This is a genomic window from Chryseobacterium sp. HR92 (assembly GCF_045689405.1).
In the GTDB taxonomy this organism is placed as follows: Bacteria; Bacteroidota; Bacteroidia; order Flavobacteriales; family Weeksellaceae; genus Chryseobacterium; species Chryseobacterium viscerum_A.
The window spans coordinates 935,208-951,866 of record NZ_CP139139.1 but is presented as its reverse complement, the minus strand read 5'-3'; the positions used below and the strand labels follow the sequence as shown (position 1 = coordinate 951,866).

The 16,659-nt window shown below is 37.8% G+C and carries 13 protein-coding genes; 8 read left to right on the top strand and 5 right to left on the bottom strand.

What is annotated here, in order from left to right:
• Positions 1-66: 66 nt before the first annotated feature.
• Complete coding sequence (locus SFA27_RS04210; protein ID WP_047378947.1) at positions 67-3,162, top strand: CusA/CzcA family heavy metal efflux RND transporter; 3,096 nt, start codon at positions 67-69, stop codon at positions 3,160-3,162.
• On the top strand, positions 3,152-4,417 hold the full coding sequence (locus SFA27_RS04205; RefSeq protein WP_407296549.1) for a TolC family protein: 1,266 nt from the start codon (positions 3,152-3,154) through the stop codon (positions 4,415-4,417). The genes SFA27_RS04210 and SFA27_RS04205 overlap by 11 nt, the downstream gene beginning before the upstream one ends.
• Before the next feature lie 189 nt (positions 4,418-4,606).
• On the opposite strand, the gene SFA27_RS04200 is transcribed toward SFA27_RS04205, so the two are convergent.
• Positions 4,607-5,062: a DUF1801 domain-containing protein gene (locus SFA27_RS04200; RefSeq protein ID WP_407296546.1), complete on the bottom strand. Its 456-nt coding sequence runs from the start codon at positions 5,060-5,062 to the stop codon at positions 4,607-4,609.
• A 149-nt stretch (positions 5,063-5,211) separates the two neighbouring features.
• Entirely contained in the window at positions 5,212-7,704 is a 2,493-nt protein-coding gene (locus SFA27_RS04195; RefSeq protein WP_407296543.1) for a GEVED domain-containing protein, read from the bottom strand.
• 214 nt (positions 7,705-7,918) lie between these two features.
• Here SFA27_RS04195 and SFA27_RS04190 point away from each other — a divergent pair, with 214 nt between their 5' ends.
• The 4 genes from SFA27_RS04190 to proC all read left to right on the top strand — a co-directional run bounded on the left by SFA27_RS04190 (position 7,919) and on the right by proC (position 11,641).
• Entirely contained in the window at positions 7,919-9,124 is a 1,206-nt protein-coding gene (locus SFA27_RS04190; RefSeq protein WP_047378951.1) for a pyridoxal phosphate-dependent aminotransferase, read from the top strand.
• 10 nt (positions 9,125-9,134) lie between these two features.
• Positions 9,135-9,620, top strand: a complete 486-nt coding sequence (locus SFA27_RS04185; RefSeq protein ID WP_407296541.1) for a hypothetical protein — start codon at positions 9,135-9,137, stop codon at positions 9,618-9,620.
• A 4-nt stretch (positions 9,621-9,624) separates the two neighbouring features.
• Positions 9,625-10,638, top strand: a complete 1,014-nt coding sequence (gene murB, locus SFA27_RS04180; protein WP_407296539.1) for a UDP-N-acetylmuramate dehydrogenase — start codon at positions 9,625-9,627, stop codon at positions 10,636-10,638.
• Between the two features lie 199 nt (positions 10,639-10,837).
• Positions 10,838-11,641 (top strand): pyrroline-5-carboxylate reductase, encoded by an 804-nt coding sequence (proC, locus tag SFA27_RS04175; protein WP_047378954.1) that lies wholly within the window; start codon positions 10,838-10,840, stop codon positions 11,639-11,641.
• Here the strand turns inward: proC and SFA27_RS04170 are convergent.
• Positions 11,631-12,044: a VanZ family protein gene (locus SFA27_RS04170; protein WP_407296537.1), complete on the bottom strand. Its 414-nt coding sequence runs from the start codon at positions 12,042-12,044 to the stop codon at positions 11,631-11,633. The two genes, proC and SFA27_RS04170, sit on opposite strands and share 11 nt — an antisense overlap.
• Positions 12,045-12,173: 129 nt before the next feature.
• Positions 12,174-12,542: a nuclear transport factor 2 family protein gene (locus SFA27_RS04165; RefSeq protein ID WP_407296535.1), complete on the bottom strand. Its 369-nt coding sequence runs from the start codon at positions 12,540-12,542 to the stop codon at positions 12,174-12,176.
• Between the two features lie 93 nt (positions 12,543-12,635).
• On the opposite strand from SFA27_RS04165, the gene SFA27_RS04160 reads away from it, so the two are divergent.
• Together SFA27_RS04160 and lnt are read left to right on the top strand one after the other, a co-directional pair.
• Positions 12,636-12,977, top strand: a complete 342-nt coding sequence (locus SFA27_RS04160; RefSeq protein WP_047378958.1) for a helix-turn-helix domain-containing protein — start codon at positions 12,636-12,638, stop codon at positions 12,975-12,977.
• A 70-nt stretch (positions 12,978-13,047) separates the two neighbouring features.
• Positions 13,048-14,682: an apolipoprotein N-acyltransferase gene (gene lnt / locus SFA27_RS04155; RefSeq protein ID WP_407296532.1), complete on the top strand. Its 1,635-nt coding sequence runs from the start codon at positions 13,048-13,050 to the stop codon at positions 14,680-14,682.
• A gap of 165 nt (positions 14,683-14,847) precedes the next feature.
• Here lnt and SFA27_RS04150 read toward each other — a convergent pair whose 3' ends face one another.
• Positions 14,848-16,557, bottom strand: coding sequence for a T9SS type A sorting domain-containing protein (locus SFA27_RS04150; protein ID WP_407296529.1), 1,710 nt, complete (start codon positions 16,555-16,557; stop codon positions 14,848-14,850).
• Positions 16,558-16,659: the final 102 nt, after the last annotated feature.

The window sequence follows — 16,659 nt, the reverse complement described above, 5'->3', positions numbered from 1 at the left end:
CCTGGTATTATTTAACGACAATACTTTGTACATCCTGCTTTTTACTTTGTACACAAATCAAGAACTATGAAGAAATTACTAACAATCTCTATACAGAAGAGATGGCTTATGCTTGCCCTTTTCTTATTACTGGGATTCTTCGGATATTATTCCTGGACCAGATTATCCATAGAAGCTTATCCTGATATTGCTGATGTAACCTCGCAGGTGGTAACACAGGTTCCGGGACTGGCCGCTGAAGAAGTAGAACAGCAAATTACCATTCCTTTGGAGAGATCCCTGAACGGACTTCCGGGAATGCATGTGATGCGAAGCAAAAGTACCTTTGGACTTTCCATTATTACAATGGTTTTCGATGATGGGATAGACGATTACTGGGCAAGACAGCGAATTCAGGAAAGACTCACAGATGTGGAACTTCCTTACGGTGCACAACCAGGATTAGATCCTCTTACCTCTCCTATCGGCGAAGTCTATCGTTATATTATCGAAAGCAACAACCACAGTCTGCGGGAGCTTACGGATTTACAAAAATTTGTGATAATTCCACGAATCAAACAGGTTTCGGGAATTGCTGATGTTACCAATTTCGGAGGAATTACGACACAGTTTCAGATCGAACTGGATCCGCATAAGCTTGAACAATACGGATTATCTCTGTCAGAAGTTACCGAAACGATCTCCAAAAACAATGTGAGTGCCGGAGGAAGTATGCTTCCCCGCGGAAACCTTGCATATGTCATCCGCGGAATAGGTTTGGTAAAAGACTTAAATGATCTTGGAAAAATTGTAGTCAAAACCCAAAATGGTGTTCCTGTTTTTTTGAATGATGTCGGGACATTAAAATACGGGAACCTGGAAAGGAAAGGAATTCTGGGCTACACAGACAGAAAACGTAACTATTCTGAAAGCGTGGAAGGAATTGTACTTTTACTCAGAGGACAAAATCCTTCACAAGTACTGGAAGGAGTTCATGAAGCTATCGAAGAACTGAATAACGAAACGCTTCCTCCCGGAGTAAAAATCCATCCTTTTCTGGACAGAACAGACCTTGTAAAAACCACGCTAACTACAGTTTCTCATACCCTTACCGAAGGAATTGTATTGGTTATTATTGTACTGATTGTATTTCTTGGAAGCTGGCGGGGAGCATTACTGGTGGCTATTACCATTCCGCTTTCTTTATTATTTGCTTTTATATTGATGCATTTTACGAATATTCCGGCTAACCTTCTTTCACTGGGAGCCATTGATTTCGGAATCATTGTAGACGGAGCCATCGTCATGCTGGAAACCATTCTGAAGAAAAGAGAAGAAAATTCGGAAGAAGCATTGGAAGAAAAAACGATTACCCAAAGAGTAATTGAAGTAGCAAAGCCTATTTTCTTTTCAACCATTATCATTATTACCGCCTATCTGCCATTGTTTGCTTTTGAAAGAGTAGAGAAAAAATTATTTACCCCCATGGCTTTTACTGTAGGATACGCTCTATTGGGAGCACTCGCTGTAGCATTACTTCTGATCCCCGGATTGGCTTATGTGATCTATCGCAAACCACAAAAAATCTATCACAACAAATGGCTTGAAAAACTTAGTACAGCCTATGGAAATAGCATTGAAAAAATAATGAAAGCTCCCAAAAGAGTTATTATTCCTATTATGATTGTCTTAGTTTCTGCCGGAATTCTCTCCTATCATGTAGGAAAAGATTTTCTTCCCGAACTGGATGAAGGTTCAATATGGCTTCAGGTACAGCTGCCACCCGGAATTTCTTTAGCTAAATCAAAAGAAATGAGTGATACGCTGCGTGCCCGTACCTTGAAACATCCTGAAATTACTTATATGATGATCCAGGCAGGACGGAATGATGACGGTACAGATCCATGGACAGCTTCCCACTTTGAGGTCTCCATTGGAATAAAGCCTTACAGCGAATGGCCTGCAGGAAAAACAAAAGCAGACCTCATCAAAGAACTCGCTGCAGATTATAAAAATATGCCGGGCTACACCGTAGGTTTTTCACAACCTATGATTGATGGAGTAATGGACAAAATCTCCGGTGCTCACAGTGAACTGGTGGTAAAGGTTTATGGTGAGGATTTTAAGGAAACAAGACGAATTGCCGAAAATATCTTATCTACTTTAAACACAATTCCGGGTTCGGCAGACCTTGCCATTGATCAGGAACCGCCATTACCACAATTGCAGATTATTGCCAACAGAGACAAGATTGCCCAATATGGTTTGAATGTAGCAGATGTTGCCGACCTTATTGAAGTGGCATTAGGAGGAAAAGCGATCTCCCAGATCTTTATTGGTAATAAAGTATATGATATTTCCTGCCGTTATACGGAAGATAGCCGTGACACTCCGGACAAAATAGGAAACCTTATGCTGACCTCAGCTTCCGGAGCGAAAATTCCACTATCTCAGGTTGCAGAAGTAAAATTAAGTACCGGTGAAAGTACTATTACCAGAGAAATGAACAAACGACATCTTACGGTAAAGTTGAATCTTAGAGGTACCGATCTTTCTTCTTTCCTGAAAAAAGCACAGGAAAAAATAGAAAAAGACATCCAATATGATCATGAGAAATACCAGATCAAATGGGGAGGGCAGTTTGAAAATCAAAACAGGGCCTATTCCAGACTGGCATTTATTGTTCCGCTGGCCTTGGCAATTATGTTTCTGCTATTGTATGGTGCATTCGGAGATTTCAGACAGGCTTTGGTTCTGATGTCTATTGTTCCACTGGCTTTATTTGGCGGAATGCTGGCACTCAATATAAGAGGAATGTCTCTGAATGTGTCTTCTGCAGTAGGATTTATTGCACTCTTCGGAGTTGCTATCCAGAACGGAGTCATTATGATTTCTCATATCAATGATCTGCGTAAAAAAGGATACGAGCTGAAACAGGCGGCTATCAAAGGGGCAAAAGACCGTTTCAGACCGGTACTGATGACCGCAACGGTTGCCGTAATAGGATTATTCCCCGCATCATTGGCCACAGGAATCGGTTCGGATGTACAGCGTCCACTGGCAACAGTAATTGTCTACGGACTGATGTTCTCTACTATTTTAACACTATTCGTGCTGCCGGCTATTTATTTTATGGCCGAATACCGCAACGAAAAACAAAATTTGAAATCAGATGAAAATTAAAGTTCATATTATCATATTATCTGTAGTATTATTGAGTATCACAAGAATAAAGGCACAGGAAAAAGAGCTTTTACAATTTGAAGAATACCTAAGTCTTGTCGGAAATAAAAATCTTGGGTACGCCTCTCAGAAATACAATGTAAGTATGGCTGAAGCAGCAATCCAGACTGCCAATATGTTTCCTGATCCTCAACTGGAAATGGAAACTACCAACAACGGAGTACATCAGAATATGGGATATGTATATGGAGCTTCCATCGGCTGGACGCTTGAACTGGGTGGTAAAAGAAAAGCAAGGATAAATCTGGCCAGAAACCAATCCGAGCTGAGTAAAATACAATTGCAGGATTTTTTCAGGAATCTCCGTGCAGACGCCAGTTTAGGATATATTGATGCTCTAAAGGCCAAAGCTTTGCTTGAAGTACAGCAGGATTCTTATAAAAATATGCGGCAGTTGGCAAAATCCGACAGTATTCGCTACAAATTGGGGACCATATCATTAGTCACGTCCAAACAAAGTAAATTGGAAGCGGCTTCTTTGCTCAATGAAGTATATCAGGCTGAAAGTTCAGAAGAACAGGCTCTCACCAGTTTATCAGTATTTCTAGGAGACGGCAAAATAACAGGAAGAGAGATTGCCGGGGATTTTAATGCCTTCAACAGGGATTTCAGTATGGATGATCTGATTCTTCAGGCATTGAATGAAAGAGCAGATCTTCTGGCAGCCAAACAAAATACAGAAGTTGCCAAAAGTCAGATCAATCTCGAAAAAACCAATCGTATTATAGATTTAGGCATCAGCGCCGGAGCAGAACGGCATACGGAAGCCACCAATGAAATTGCCCCTTCCCCAACCGTAAATGCTGTAAAAATGGGTATTAGCATTCCTCTGAAGTTTTCCAACAGAAGAAATGCAGGATTGAAAATTGCAGAAATGGTACATTCACAGGCAGAAGTTGAATACAAACAGATTGAGCAAGGCATAAAGGCAGAAGTAATGCAGGCTTATCAGCAATATACAGCCACTCAGAAACAGCTCAGACAATTTCATAACGGAATGCTTTCAGAAGCACAAAGCATTTTGGAAGGGATTACATACAGCTACAAAAGAGGAGAAAGTTCCATTCTGGAAGTTCTGAATGCCCAGAGAACATATAACAATGTAAGAAAGGATTACTATCAGGCTCTTGCAGATAATGCTGCTGCTTTAATTGAGCTTGAAAGGAAAGCCGGAATCTGGGATATTCATTTTTAGTTGGAAGAGGGAAGTTTCTGGAAGTCGATGGATAAATAGATGACAGTTTTATTGACCTTTTTATATTCAAAAATACCTGTCAAATACCACCAGTAATTCTAAAAACACAAATATTACTTCCAGCTTCACTTCTTCCCGCGTCCAGCATAAAAAAATGCTCTGAAACCTATCTGGTTTCAGAGCATTTTTTTATTTCTTATACTGAGATACATAAATTCCGATCCAGTCATCAGGAGTCATTTTCTGGCTCAGTTCAGCAATCAGTTCGAAGGGAATATCATCCACTTTTTTGAAACGGATACAGGATTTACCCATATCCAGTTTCTTTTTGGAATGTTTTGGATATTCTCCAACAAACCAGTCGAGAAGTTCAGGTTTTGAATAAAGTCCCATATGGTATAGCGCTATAAAATTCTTCTGGGAAGCAAGATTGATGAATGGCAGCGGTGTACCGGGTGCACAGTGATATCCGGCAGGAAATGTTGTCAATGGAACCACCCAACCTATCATTCCATAATTCGTTGCTTCTTCAAAACCTTGCGGCAAATTGTCATTCACCGTATCAAAAAGTTTTTTAAAGGCATCCTGTCTTTCTTCAGTAATTTTCGAGATATAATCTTCTATAGAAACTGACTGAATCTGCATTTTTTAATTTTTTCTAAAATACGATTATTTTATAAAATTATCCAAATTGAGGTTTATTTCCTGATAGTTCTGATTATCATTTAAACAAATCATAAAAAAGGCAGCCACACGAATGCAACTGCCTACAGAAATTATTAACTCAAAAAATTTTATTTTTTAATGGCTTTTACTGTTGATTTTGAACCGTCTTTAAAGTTCATTGTCACTAAGTATAAACCGGCATTCAACTCCCCTAGCTGAAGTTCTGTAGTTGGGTTGTCAATAGTTTTCACTACTCTTCCCGCTACATCTGTAACCGTTACAGATTTAACATTCTTGATATCAGCAACATGCAGAACATCTTTGAATGGATTAGGATAAACATTCACTTCTTTTTTCTTCAGATTGGTTTCTGAAGTTGATAAAGAGGTTGCTACTTCAAAGGTAAAATCAATAAACTCTCCTCTTGAAATAGCTCCACACGGGTTTGATGGTGCTGTACTGTTATAATCAGTCACCACTCTCATTCTATAACTTCCCAGAGGAGTTCCCGCAGGTACAGTAATAGTTCCGGAAGCATTTGTTATATAAGTAGAAGTCACAAACATTCTCTCTGAAGCTTCAAAAGTTAAATTATTATTCCAGTCTACCCAAACTGCAATTCCGCATGTAGGACCTCCTGCAGTGAAAGACACTGAAGTATCGGATCCTGGAGCATTTATGATCTTGTTATTACTTGTTATTAAATTTTGATATCCACCTGCAATACCTGAACCGGATGAATAAGCCATATTGATCAATCCTCCGGTAGAGCTGAAGTCAGCAAGCCATGAATTCTGAGAAGAAGAAGATGGCAGACAATATCCTGTTCTGAAAGCAATAACATCACTCCAGATACTCTTATCGGAAGCACTGCATACAGATCTTACCCATGCATAATAATTCGTATCAGCAGACAGTGAATTCAACTGTGCGGAAGTTGTAGCAGAAGTTACAGAGTTTGAAGCGTTTAAAACGGTAGTAGCATCAGGTGCAGTATTCGTAGTACTGTAATACACCTCATATCCATTTGCAGGAACTGAAGCAGGAGCTGTCCAGGCAAGTGTTGCTGAGCCTGATGTTACGGCTGATGTTGTAACTGCTGTAGGCTCCAGACAAGAAGGGATATTCTGAACAGTAATATTATCAATATAAAGAGAACGGGCTGAACCTCCTAAACCATGTTTAAATGCTAACTGCAAATCAGATCCCGCAGGAATATTAACAGTATATTGAGTGTGCGTAGTTGTCAGACCAATAGGAGTTCCTATCTGTACAAAAGAAGCAGGATCTGCAGGGTTTGATAAAGTACCCACTAGCAATGTGTACCCATTTGATCCGGATCTTGCATAGAATCTCACCCGTTTAGTACCGTCTGAAAGGTTTACAGTTGGAGGCGAAACTAACATCTGGCTGCCTGTAGTAGCCGTAGAGTTATATAAATAATAAGCATTAGGTGCTGAATAGTTATTCGTTGTAGTTACATATCCATACCCTGCAAATGATGCACTTTCTAAATATACCCAACAACTTGGTGCATTCGTGTTTGAACTGGAACCTGTACTTGTACTATCAAAGTTTTCTGTATACGGAACAGTGAAAGTAGAACAGGCTGTTTTAAATGTACCTGCAAAAGACCATACACTTTGGCCTGTCGCCGTGTTACAGTTGGATCTTACCCAATAATAATAGGTTGTATTTGAATTAAGACCTCCAATAGTTGTACTTGTACCCGTTATTCCCGGATAAGTAGGTGTTACTGAGCCCGCCGGTGTTGTGTTTGAAGTACTGTGGTATACATCATAACTGGCAGCATTCCCTGTCCATGAAACTAAAGCTGAGTTTGCTGTGATTCCTGAAACCGCCTGCAATACAGGAGGCATACAATCCGAATAAGCGTCTGCTGAAAAAGCAAAGATATTAGGCAAACCTGAACCACTGGCTTTGGTAACCGTTACACTTTGTATCAGTTTTGCTTGGTTTGCGGCATCTATAGCCAGTTCAATCTGATATAATCTTGGGTTCGTTCCGCCTTCAGGAGAAGGAACATCATCACCAGCCGCAGGAGTAGCTCCCGGCTTTTTAATCCTTCCTATTCCCTGGATGGCAAAATTGGATCCTCCATACCAGTCTGAAAGACTGATACTTGAAAATGTCTGCGAACTGCCATCTGTAAAATTCACTACTGCATTTACCGTAGAAGTACCACTTCCACTCACGGCAAGCATATACAGTTTGGTAACAGGTTTGGGTGTTGTAAATGCCATAGTTCCGGTATCATTTACAGCAGCCAATCTTAAAGAATTGTTAGCATTCAGATCTGCTAACTGAAACTTCAATCCGGGAGTTGTTGCCACTACAGAATTAATAATTCCATCAACAGGAATCCCATACGTAATAGCAGCACTTGAGGATGTAAGCTGAAAATCTTTAGCTACAAAAGCGTAAGAAACTCCATCTACGTCATTATTTGTACTAATTGTTGAAGAACCTATCCCGTTGGCAATCACATCAGCTGTAAAGCCTGAAGAGACCGGCATAGTTTGATAATTCTGAGCCATCATTACACTGGCTGAAAAGAGAGCGATAGCGGGTACCACTCTAGAAAATAAATTTATTGCCATTTTAATCACATTTGAGGCGAAATTTAGTAAAAATAACAATACAAAAAGATTTTTTTTAAACAAAAACCAACATAAAATAAAAACAAACCAAATATCAACATTCCAAACTATGAAAATTATTAGAGTTTAAAAAATATTGAACCACTTCTAATTGATCCTTAATTTTATTATTGAGAAATTAAATCCTATTTTTGTCATACAAATTTTTTGAACAATGCCGAATATTTCAAACAGAGCGCTGCATATGCCGCCATCGCCGGTAAGAAAACTGGTTCCCTTTGCATTACAAGCAAAACAGAAAGGAATAAAAGTATACCATCTTAATATCGGACAGCCTGATATTGAAACTCCGGAAACAGCTTTAAATGCTTTAAAAAACATCGATTTAAAAGTATTGGAATATGCGCTTTCTGAAGGAAATATAGAATACAGAAAAGCCCTTACAGAATATTATCATTCATTAGGTTTTTCAGATCTTACCCCTGATAATTTCATTGTTACCAATGGAGGTTCTGAAGCTCTGAACTTTGCTATTTCTACTTTATGCGACGAAGGCGATGAAGTGATTATTCCTGAGCCTTACTATGCTAACTACAATGGCTTCACCAGTACATTTGATGTGAATGTAGTAGCTGTATCTTCTACTATTGATACAGGTTTTGCTTTACCTCCTATTGAAGAATTTGAGAAAAAAATCACAGACAAAACAAGAGCAATCATCATCTGTAACCCAGGAAACCCTACCGGATATCTGTATACCCGTGAGGAACTTCAGAAGCTTGCAGACATTGCTTTGAAATATGATATCGTAATCATTTCTGATGAAGTATACAGAGAATATGTATACGACGGAAAACAGCAGATTTCTATGTTTGATTTCCCTGAATTAGCTGAAAACTGTATCATCATTGATTCTGAATCCAAACGTTATTCTATGTGTGGAGTAAGAATCGGATGTATGGTTACCCGTTCCAGCAAAATCCGTAATGCTGCCATGCTTTTTGCACAGGCGAGATTGAGCCCTGTTCTTTTAGGACAGATTGCCGCAACAGCAGCACACCAGAATGATGGTGCCTACATCAGAGCGGTAAGAGAAGAATATACTCACAGAAGAAATGTATTGGTAGATCTTTTAAATGCCATTCCTGGTGTTATCTGCCCTAAACCAAGAGGTGCTTTCTATTGTGTTGCTGAACTTCCCGTAGATGATACTGAAAAATTTGCACAGTGGCTGCTTGAAAAATATTCTCTTAACAACGAAACCATCATGGTAGCTCCTGCAGGAGGGTTCTACAGTGATCCGGAATTAGGAAAGAAACAGGTAAGAATTGCCTACGTTCTGAAAGAAGAAGATTTAAAAAGAAGTGCTGAAATTCTTAAGGAAGCTTTAAAGAAGTACAGAGAAGAATTCAGCCTGTAAAATATATCCTATGCCGACAACAAAAAAACTCTATCTGAAAATACTTTTTTCGATTCTTTTGCTGTCGGCATTTTTTTCCTGTGATTCAAAAAAAACGGAACAGGCTGCTTCTCACAAAAATCCGCACGAGATTACTTTCATCAGTGTATCCGAAATCGGAGGACATCTTGGAAATTACAGAATTATTAAAGTCACAAAAGATTCCGTTTCTGCAGAAAAAGGAATGACAGCCAATCAAACCCATAAAAAATGGGTATCTGCCGTCAGTTCCAACACATGGAAACAGCTTGTATCGTCGATCAGGATTGTAGACCTCGACCATATAAAAAGTTCTCCCAGCCAGCAATCGGTAGATGGAACAGATGAGACTTTCCAGATCCGGACTCCGAAAAAATCACACATCTATGTGAATGCTTATGTGGACACTTTACATTACAAGCAGTTACAACAACTTAAAGAACAACTAGACAAAATTCTTCCCAAAGAATACAAATAAAAACATGCAGGAAAATTTTTCACTAAAGCCTTATAACACATTCGGGGTTGAAGCCAAAGCCCGTTATTTTACTGAAGTCAATACTATTGATGAATTAAAAGAAACACTCGTTTTCTCAAAGACCCAATCTCTTCAGCTTCTGCTTTTAGGAGGCGGAAGCAATATTCTTCTGACAAAAGATTTTGACGGTCTTGCTATCAGACTCAATTTAAAAGGAATTTCCGAAGAGCGCATCAATGAAAATGAAGTATTGGTAACAGCAAACGCAGGTGAAAACTGGCATAAATTTGTGATGTACTGTCTGCAAAAGAACTTTGGAGGACTGGAAAACCTTTCTTTAATTCCCGGAAATGTAGGAACTTCTCCTATGCAGAATATCGGGGCTTACGGAACGGAAATCAAAGATATTTTTGTCAGCTGCCAGGTATTGGATCTGGAAAGTCTTGAACTTACAACTTTCAATCTTGAACAATGCAGGTTCGGTTACAGAGATTCTATTTTCAAACAGGAAGGTAAAGGAAGATACATAATCCTGGAAGTTACTTTTAAGCTGACCCAAAAAGATCACCATATCAAAACAGAATATGGCGCTATCAAATCTGAACTGGAAAATCTTGGTATTGAAAATCCAACTATTCAGGATATCTCGAAAGCGGTTATCAATATAAGACAAAGCAAACTGCCGGATCCTAAAGAAATTGGAAACGCCGGAAGCTTTTTCAAAAATCCTACTATCCCTTTAGTTCAATTTGAAGATTTAAAACAAAGGTTTAAAAATATCCAGGGTTATCCAAATGGTGATATGGTAAAAGTTCCTGCCGGATGGCTGATTGAACAATGCGGATGGAAAGGAAAACAGATTGGAAATGTAGCTTCACACAAACTGCAGTCTCTGGTGATCATCAATGCTACCGGAAATGCTACCGGAAAAGAAATTTTTGATTTTTCTACTGAAATCATCAACTCTGTGAAAGAAAAATTCGGAATTGAACTTGAAAGGGAAGTGAATATTATTTAATCTAAAAATATATAAAGGCTGATTCGATTGGAATGCAGCTTTTTTTATTAATAATTTTCCGCGAATATGATGTGAATATACAGGTTGGTAAGCGCAAGGACGCAAAGATTTTGCGTTTTCCAACAATAACTCATCACAAGTTATAGTTATTCATACATTCCAAAAAATCATTATTTTAGCTTAAAAATTACAATTCACGATGAAAATAGCTATTCTTGGAGCCGGAAATATGGGACTTTCTTTCTCAAAATCATTTTTAAAATATGAACTGATCAAACCTGAACATCTGCATCTTATCATCAGAAATCAGGAAAAAATATCCAAAATAGCTGAAGAATTCCCCAAGTCTAAAATTTCCACCTTTGAAGAAGTAAAGGAACTCGATGCGGATTTGATCATCATAGCTGTAAAACCTCAGGATTTTCATTCGGTTGCCCAAAATATCCAATTCACTTTTAAAGAAAACCAGATGGTTTTATCCATAATGGCCGGAATTAATATTGAAAAGATTCAGAAATTACTGAATCATCCGCTTGTTGTAAGAGCAATGCCGAATTCCCCTACTCTTCTGGGAATGGGAATCACGGGATATACCGCTGCAAACGGAATTTCTTTCAGCCAGTTAATCAATATAGAAAGATTACTGAACAGCACGGGAAGATCAGTTTATCTGGAAGAAGAAGAGCTTCTGGACGGTGTTACAGCACTTTCAGGAAGTGGTCCTGCTTATTTCTATTACATCATTGATGCAATGATTAAGGCCGGAATTGAAATGGGAATTGAAGAAAACCTCTCCAAACTTTTTGTAAAACAGACGATGCTGGGAGCTTATCATTTGATCAATAATTCAGAAAAAAATCTTGAAGAGCTGATTAAAGATGTTGCATCCAAAGGCGGAACTACAGAGGCTGCTTTAAAAACATTTGAAGACAACAGTTTCAAAGAAATTCTGAAACAGGGAATTCTGAACGCCGAAAAACGCGCTAAGGAACTTAATAAGTAATTTTTTTTTCAATACATCTGCAAAGCAACCACCCCAGATACACACCAAAAGTATTCAGGATGATATCGTCTACCTCAAATATTCCCATTCTTGTAAAGTATTGAAGGGCCTCAACAATGATGATACACGAGATAAAACTAAATAGTAATGGCTTTAGTTTTCTCAGGTCGGGAAAAATCCAGCCCAAAAATCCAAAAGGAATAAACATAATAATATTTCCTAAGACAATGGTAACAATATCTATCGTCCTGTTTGGACCCTGAATAAATTTTATTGTAGAAAAAACGGGTTCCAAAGTAAGGAGATTTTCTTCATACTGAAACCTGCCCATTCCCAAAAACATCAGGTAAAGCAGAAACAAAGTATACGGAATAATAATGATTTTATATATTTTCTTTAACATTGAACTGCTAATATATTCATTTCAAAAAACATGATCAGCATTCCTTAAAAACAGATTTCTTTAATTTACAAATACAAAAAGAGAGCATGATTACTCTCTTTTAAATATTGTTTTTTATTCTTAAACAAACTATATTGGAAACATTGAATTTCCATTAGCAGAATTTTCTGCAGTTACCTCCTCCTGCAAAACATCCCAGTGTTCTCTTATTTTTCCATTTTCAACTCTAAAAATATCCACTCCAATCATATTTTTACCATTCCAGTTGGTGTAACGTCCATGTATCATTACTATATTTCCGTTTTCTGTAATAACTCCGGGTTCATATCCAAAATCTGCAGGCAATAATGGCAAGAGCTGTTTCAAAGCATCTGTTCCGTTAGGAATAGCAGGATTATGCTGAATGTAATGATCTCCGAAATATTTTTCAAATGCTGTAATATCACGATCAATAAATACAGCAGTAATTGCTTTTAATACTAATTCTTTATTATCCATATTTTGTAACTTTTATAACTACGAAGTTACTATCTTTGTTATAATAATTAATACTAGTATCAATTATTATTTATAGTATATTTTTTTAGACCAATGGAAAATAAAAGAAAAAATAAAGATTTCAATCCTAATAATTGCCCGGTAACTCATTTCTATAATAAAGTAGGCGGTAAATGGAAAACGGTAATCATGTATGGAATAAGTATGAATATAAACCGCTTCAGCATGCTTCAGAAAGCAATTCCTATGATCAGTAAGCAAATGCTTGTAAACCAGCTCAGAGAAATGGAAGAGGACAGCATTATTAAAAGGACTATTTATGCAGAAATCCCCCCCAGAGTAGAGTATCAACTTACTGAATATGGCAAGACTTTCATGCCGATACTAATGACTATTCAGGATTGGGGAATTAAAGATATGGCCTTAAAAAATTAATTTTTTAATAATTTCTTTTGGCTTTGCGATTCCTTTTACAAGTCTTATTTTTGCATTATATCTTATCTCAATGAAATACGTTCTACTTACACTTATTTCAGCAATGCTGCTGTCGGTTTCATGGCCAACTTATGGAGTTCCGTTTTTTATATTCTTTGCCCTTGTTCCGCTTCTGATGATGGAACACGGAGTTTCAAAGTTTTCAGATTACAAAAGGAAAAGCTGGGTCGTCTTCGGATTATCATACTTATGCTTTATCATCTGGAATGTAGTTACTACAGGATGGCTTTATGGTTCTAAGAATCCTGACGGAAGCCATTCTCTGATGGCTGTTGTATTTCCCGTATTGGTCAATTCTCTTTTATATTCTTTAGTATTCCAATGCTATCACTGGTACAAAAATGCCCAGGGAACCTATTGGGGACTGGGATTCCTGATCGCGATCTGGATGAGTTTTGAAAAATTTCATTTGGGATGGGAATTGACATGGCCATGGCTGAATCTGGGGAATGTATTCGCCGATTATCCCAAACTTATCCAGTGGTATGATACGTTAGGAGCTACCGGAGGAAGCTTCTGGATACTTCTGACCAATGTTCTGATTTTTTATACAGTAAGAACCTGGGAAGCTGGTAGAAAGAGAAAAGATCTGATTAAAAATTCTGCTATTGTTGGAGCTTTAATTGTTCTTCCAATGATTATTTCATTGATCAAATACAATAATTTTGATGAAAAGCCAGCCGGACAGGTGAGTGTTTTAATGCTGCAGCCGGATCTTGATCCTTATGCCGAAAAATATTCAAAAGACAGTCTTACCATTGAGCAGGACTTACTGGCACTTGCTGAAAAAAATTCAACAGGCAAAATTGATTATTATATTGCTCCGGAAACAGCTCTTCCCGGCAGAGGATCTATTTCTGAAACAGCTTTTGAAAAGAGTTTACTTCTCAACAATATCAAAGGATTTTTATCCAATCATCCGGGATCTGTTTTTGCAACCGGAATTTCTTCACACCGTTTTTTTTATAATCCGGCTGATTTACCTAAAGAAGCGTATCAGATCAATAATGGTGTTTGGGTAAGCAGTTATAATACAGCGATTCAATTGGTTCCTAACCAAAAAGTACAGGCTTACCACAAAGGGAAATTGGTACCGGGTGTTGAAATATTTCCTTATATGAATGTTTTAAAACCACTTTTAGGAGATGCCATGCTCAACCTGGGTGGTACTGTGGCGTCCTTGGGAACAGATAAAGAAAGAGTTGCCTTTTCAAATCCTTATAACAAAGGGAAACTGGCACCTATCATCTGCTATGAAAGTATCTATGGTGAGTTTGTAACAGATTATATAAAAAAAGGAGCTAATTTCTTAGCCATTATGACCAATGACTCCTGGTGGGGTGTTACAGAAGGGCATAAACAGCTTTTGTCTTATGCTAAACTTAGAGCCATTGAAACCAGAAGAGAGATTGCCCGTGCTGCTAACAGTGGAATTTCTGCCCACATCAATGCTAAAGGAGAAATTACTGCTGATACTTTCTACGGAGACAAAACAGCTTTATTTGCCAAAGTGAACCTGTATGACACCATGACATTTTATACCAGAGCGGGTGATCTTCTTTCAAGATTTTCAATATTTGCACTCGGATTTTTACTATTTTATTTCTTAATCGAATGGTTCAAAAAGAAAACGAAGAAAACATAGTTTTTTAAACACAAATTGCACGAATTTCTGCACAAACAGCACAAAAAATTGCATTTATAAGCATTATATTTTTCCCGCAGATTTTGCAGATTTATTCTATAAAAAAAGAGAAAAGCCAGCTGGACGTCTGGCTTTTCTCATTGATAGAAGATAGAATTGATTCAATTATTTAATCGTAAGCTTCCTTGTGGTTATTTCGTTTTTTATCTTCAGTTTTAATAAATAGACTCCTTTAGGTAAATGGGATACATCAATAGACTGATCTCCATTCACATTGATATTCAGTTTTTTCCCATCCATAGAATACATTTCAGCTTCTGAAACCTTTCCTCCTCTGATATAGACTTTATCGGATACAGGATTCGGATAGATAATAACTTTTTTATCAGATTTAATTTCTGCTGTTCCCAATACACTTTGTCCGGAAGCATCAGAATATACTTTTGAAGCATCAATAGATTTCACACTCCAATACACATTCTGAATGGCCGGATCAAGATCCAGAAACCATGACGGTGTTGTCACTACATATTTAGCAATATCATGAGCTCCCTGTGCAGATCCTACTGTAATTTCGTAGCGTAATGCATTCACCGGAGTTTTGTCATCTGAAGCACCACTCCATGTAAAATTAAAACGGTTTCCGTTTTTGGTCATGTTCAGTTGAGTTGGCGGTGCAGGCTTTGCGTTTTCAGCAGTAGAATTATTTTTAAACACCTTAGTTAATGAAGGCAGATCAGAAGCCGCCCAGTCGAAGCCGCCCAATAAGATATCCAGCTGGCGGTCATTATTAAAATCAAATAGATTAATCAGCCCCGGACCTCCCAGTGCAGTTATACCCGTTAATGTTCCTTCATTAAAATTATTATTGGAAACATCATAGATATAGGTTTTCACAACAGCATTATAGTTTTCATTTCCTGAAATAATGAAGTCGTAATACCCATCATTATTAAGATCACCAACACTCAGTGAAATATCTGAAATATCAGTTCCGGTAATTGTTTGAGGGGTCAGATTACCTGTACCATCGTTCATCAGAACCGCAAAATATCCGTCATCATTTCCATCTCTTCCAATCACTACAACATCCTGAAATCCGTCTGCATTAAAGTCGGCAAAATCTATTTTCCCAACAGCTACAGGAGCTAGATCCTGCGTATGAGTAAGAACTCCTGCCTGATTCATATATACTTTAGAAACCGGAGCCCCATTAATATCTGACCCAATAATCACAAGATCCAAAAGGTTGTCATTATTAAGATCTACTACTTTAAAGCTTCCGTTTTGAGTTCCGTCAACCCAGTTTGCTGTCACATCAAAACCAGCACCCGTATTTTTATAATAATCCAATGTATTTCCAAAACCTCCCCCATGGCCATATTGAGTTCCATTAATAGCATAATCAGATTTTCCATCGTGATTAAAATCAAAAACTTCTACTGATCCATAAATTTTCCCCGGAAGTTCAGCATCTTTTACAAACCCTGTTCCTGTATTTTTGAACCGGTATTGTTTATAGTTCACAACATCCATATAGCTGAGCCCTGCGGAAATAATATCCATAAGCCCGTCATTATTATAATCAATGAATTTAATATCTCCAAGATGGGTCACATCAGCCCCCAGTCCTGCATATGGTAATAATGTTGTTCCATTATTCTGATACACTTCATTATAAGTACTATCTACATTTCCGTCACCATCAGAATCTATGGCTCCATTGAGCACGATATCCATTGTCCCATTGTTGTCTATATCTGCAATGTCTGCCGCAGAATAATAAAAATTATTCATGCTGGTCTGTACCTCAGTAAAATTCTGAGCCATCAGGCCCACAGGCAACATAGACAATAAAATATAAATCCTCTTCATAGTTGTTTTTATTTAGATTAATTAAAAACAAAGATAGAATATTAAATTCTGAGCTTAAAAAAAAGCCTGTATGAAATATATCAGCACCCATTATCTGCTGTA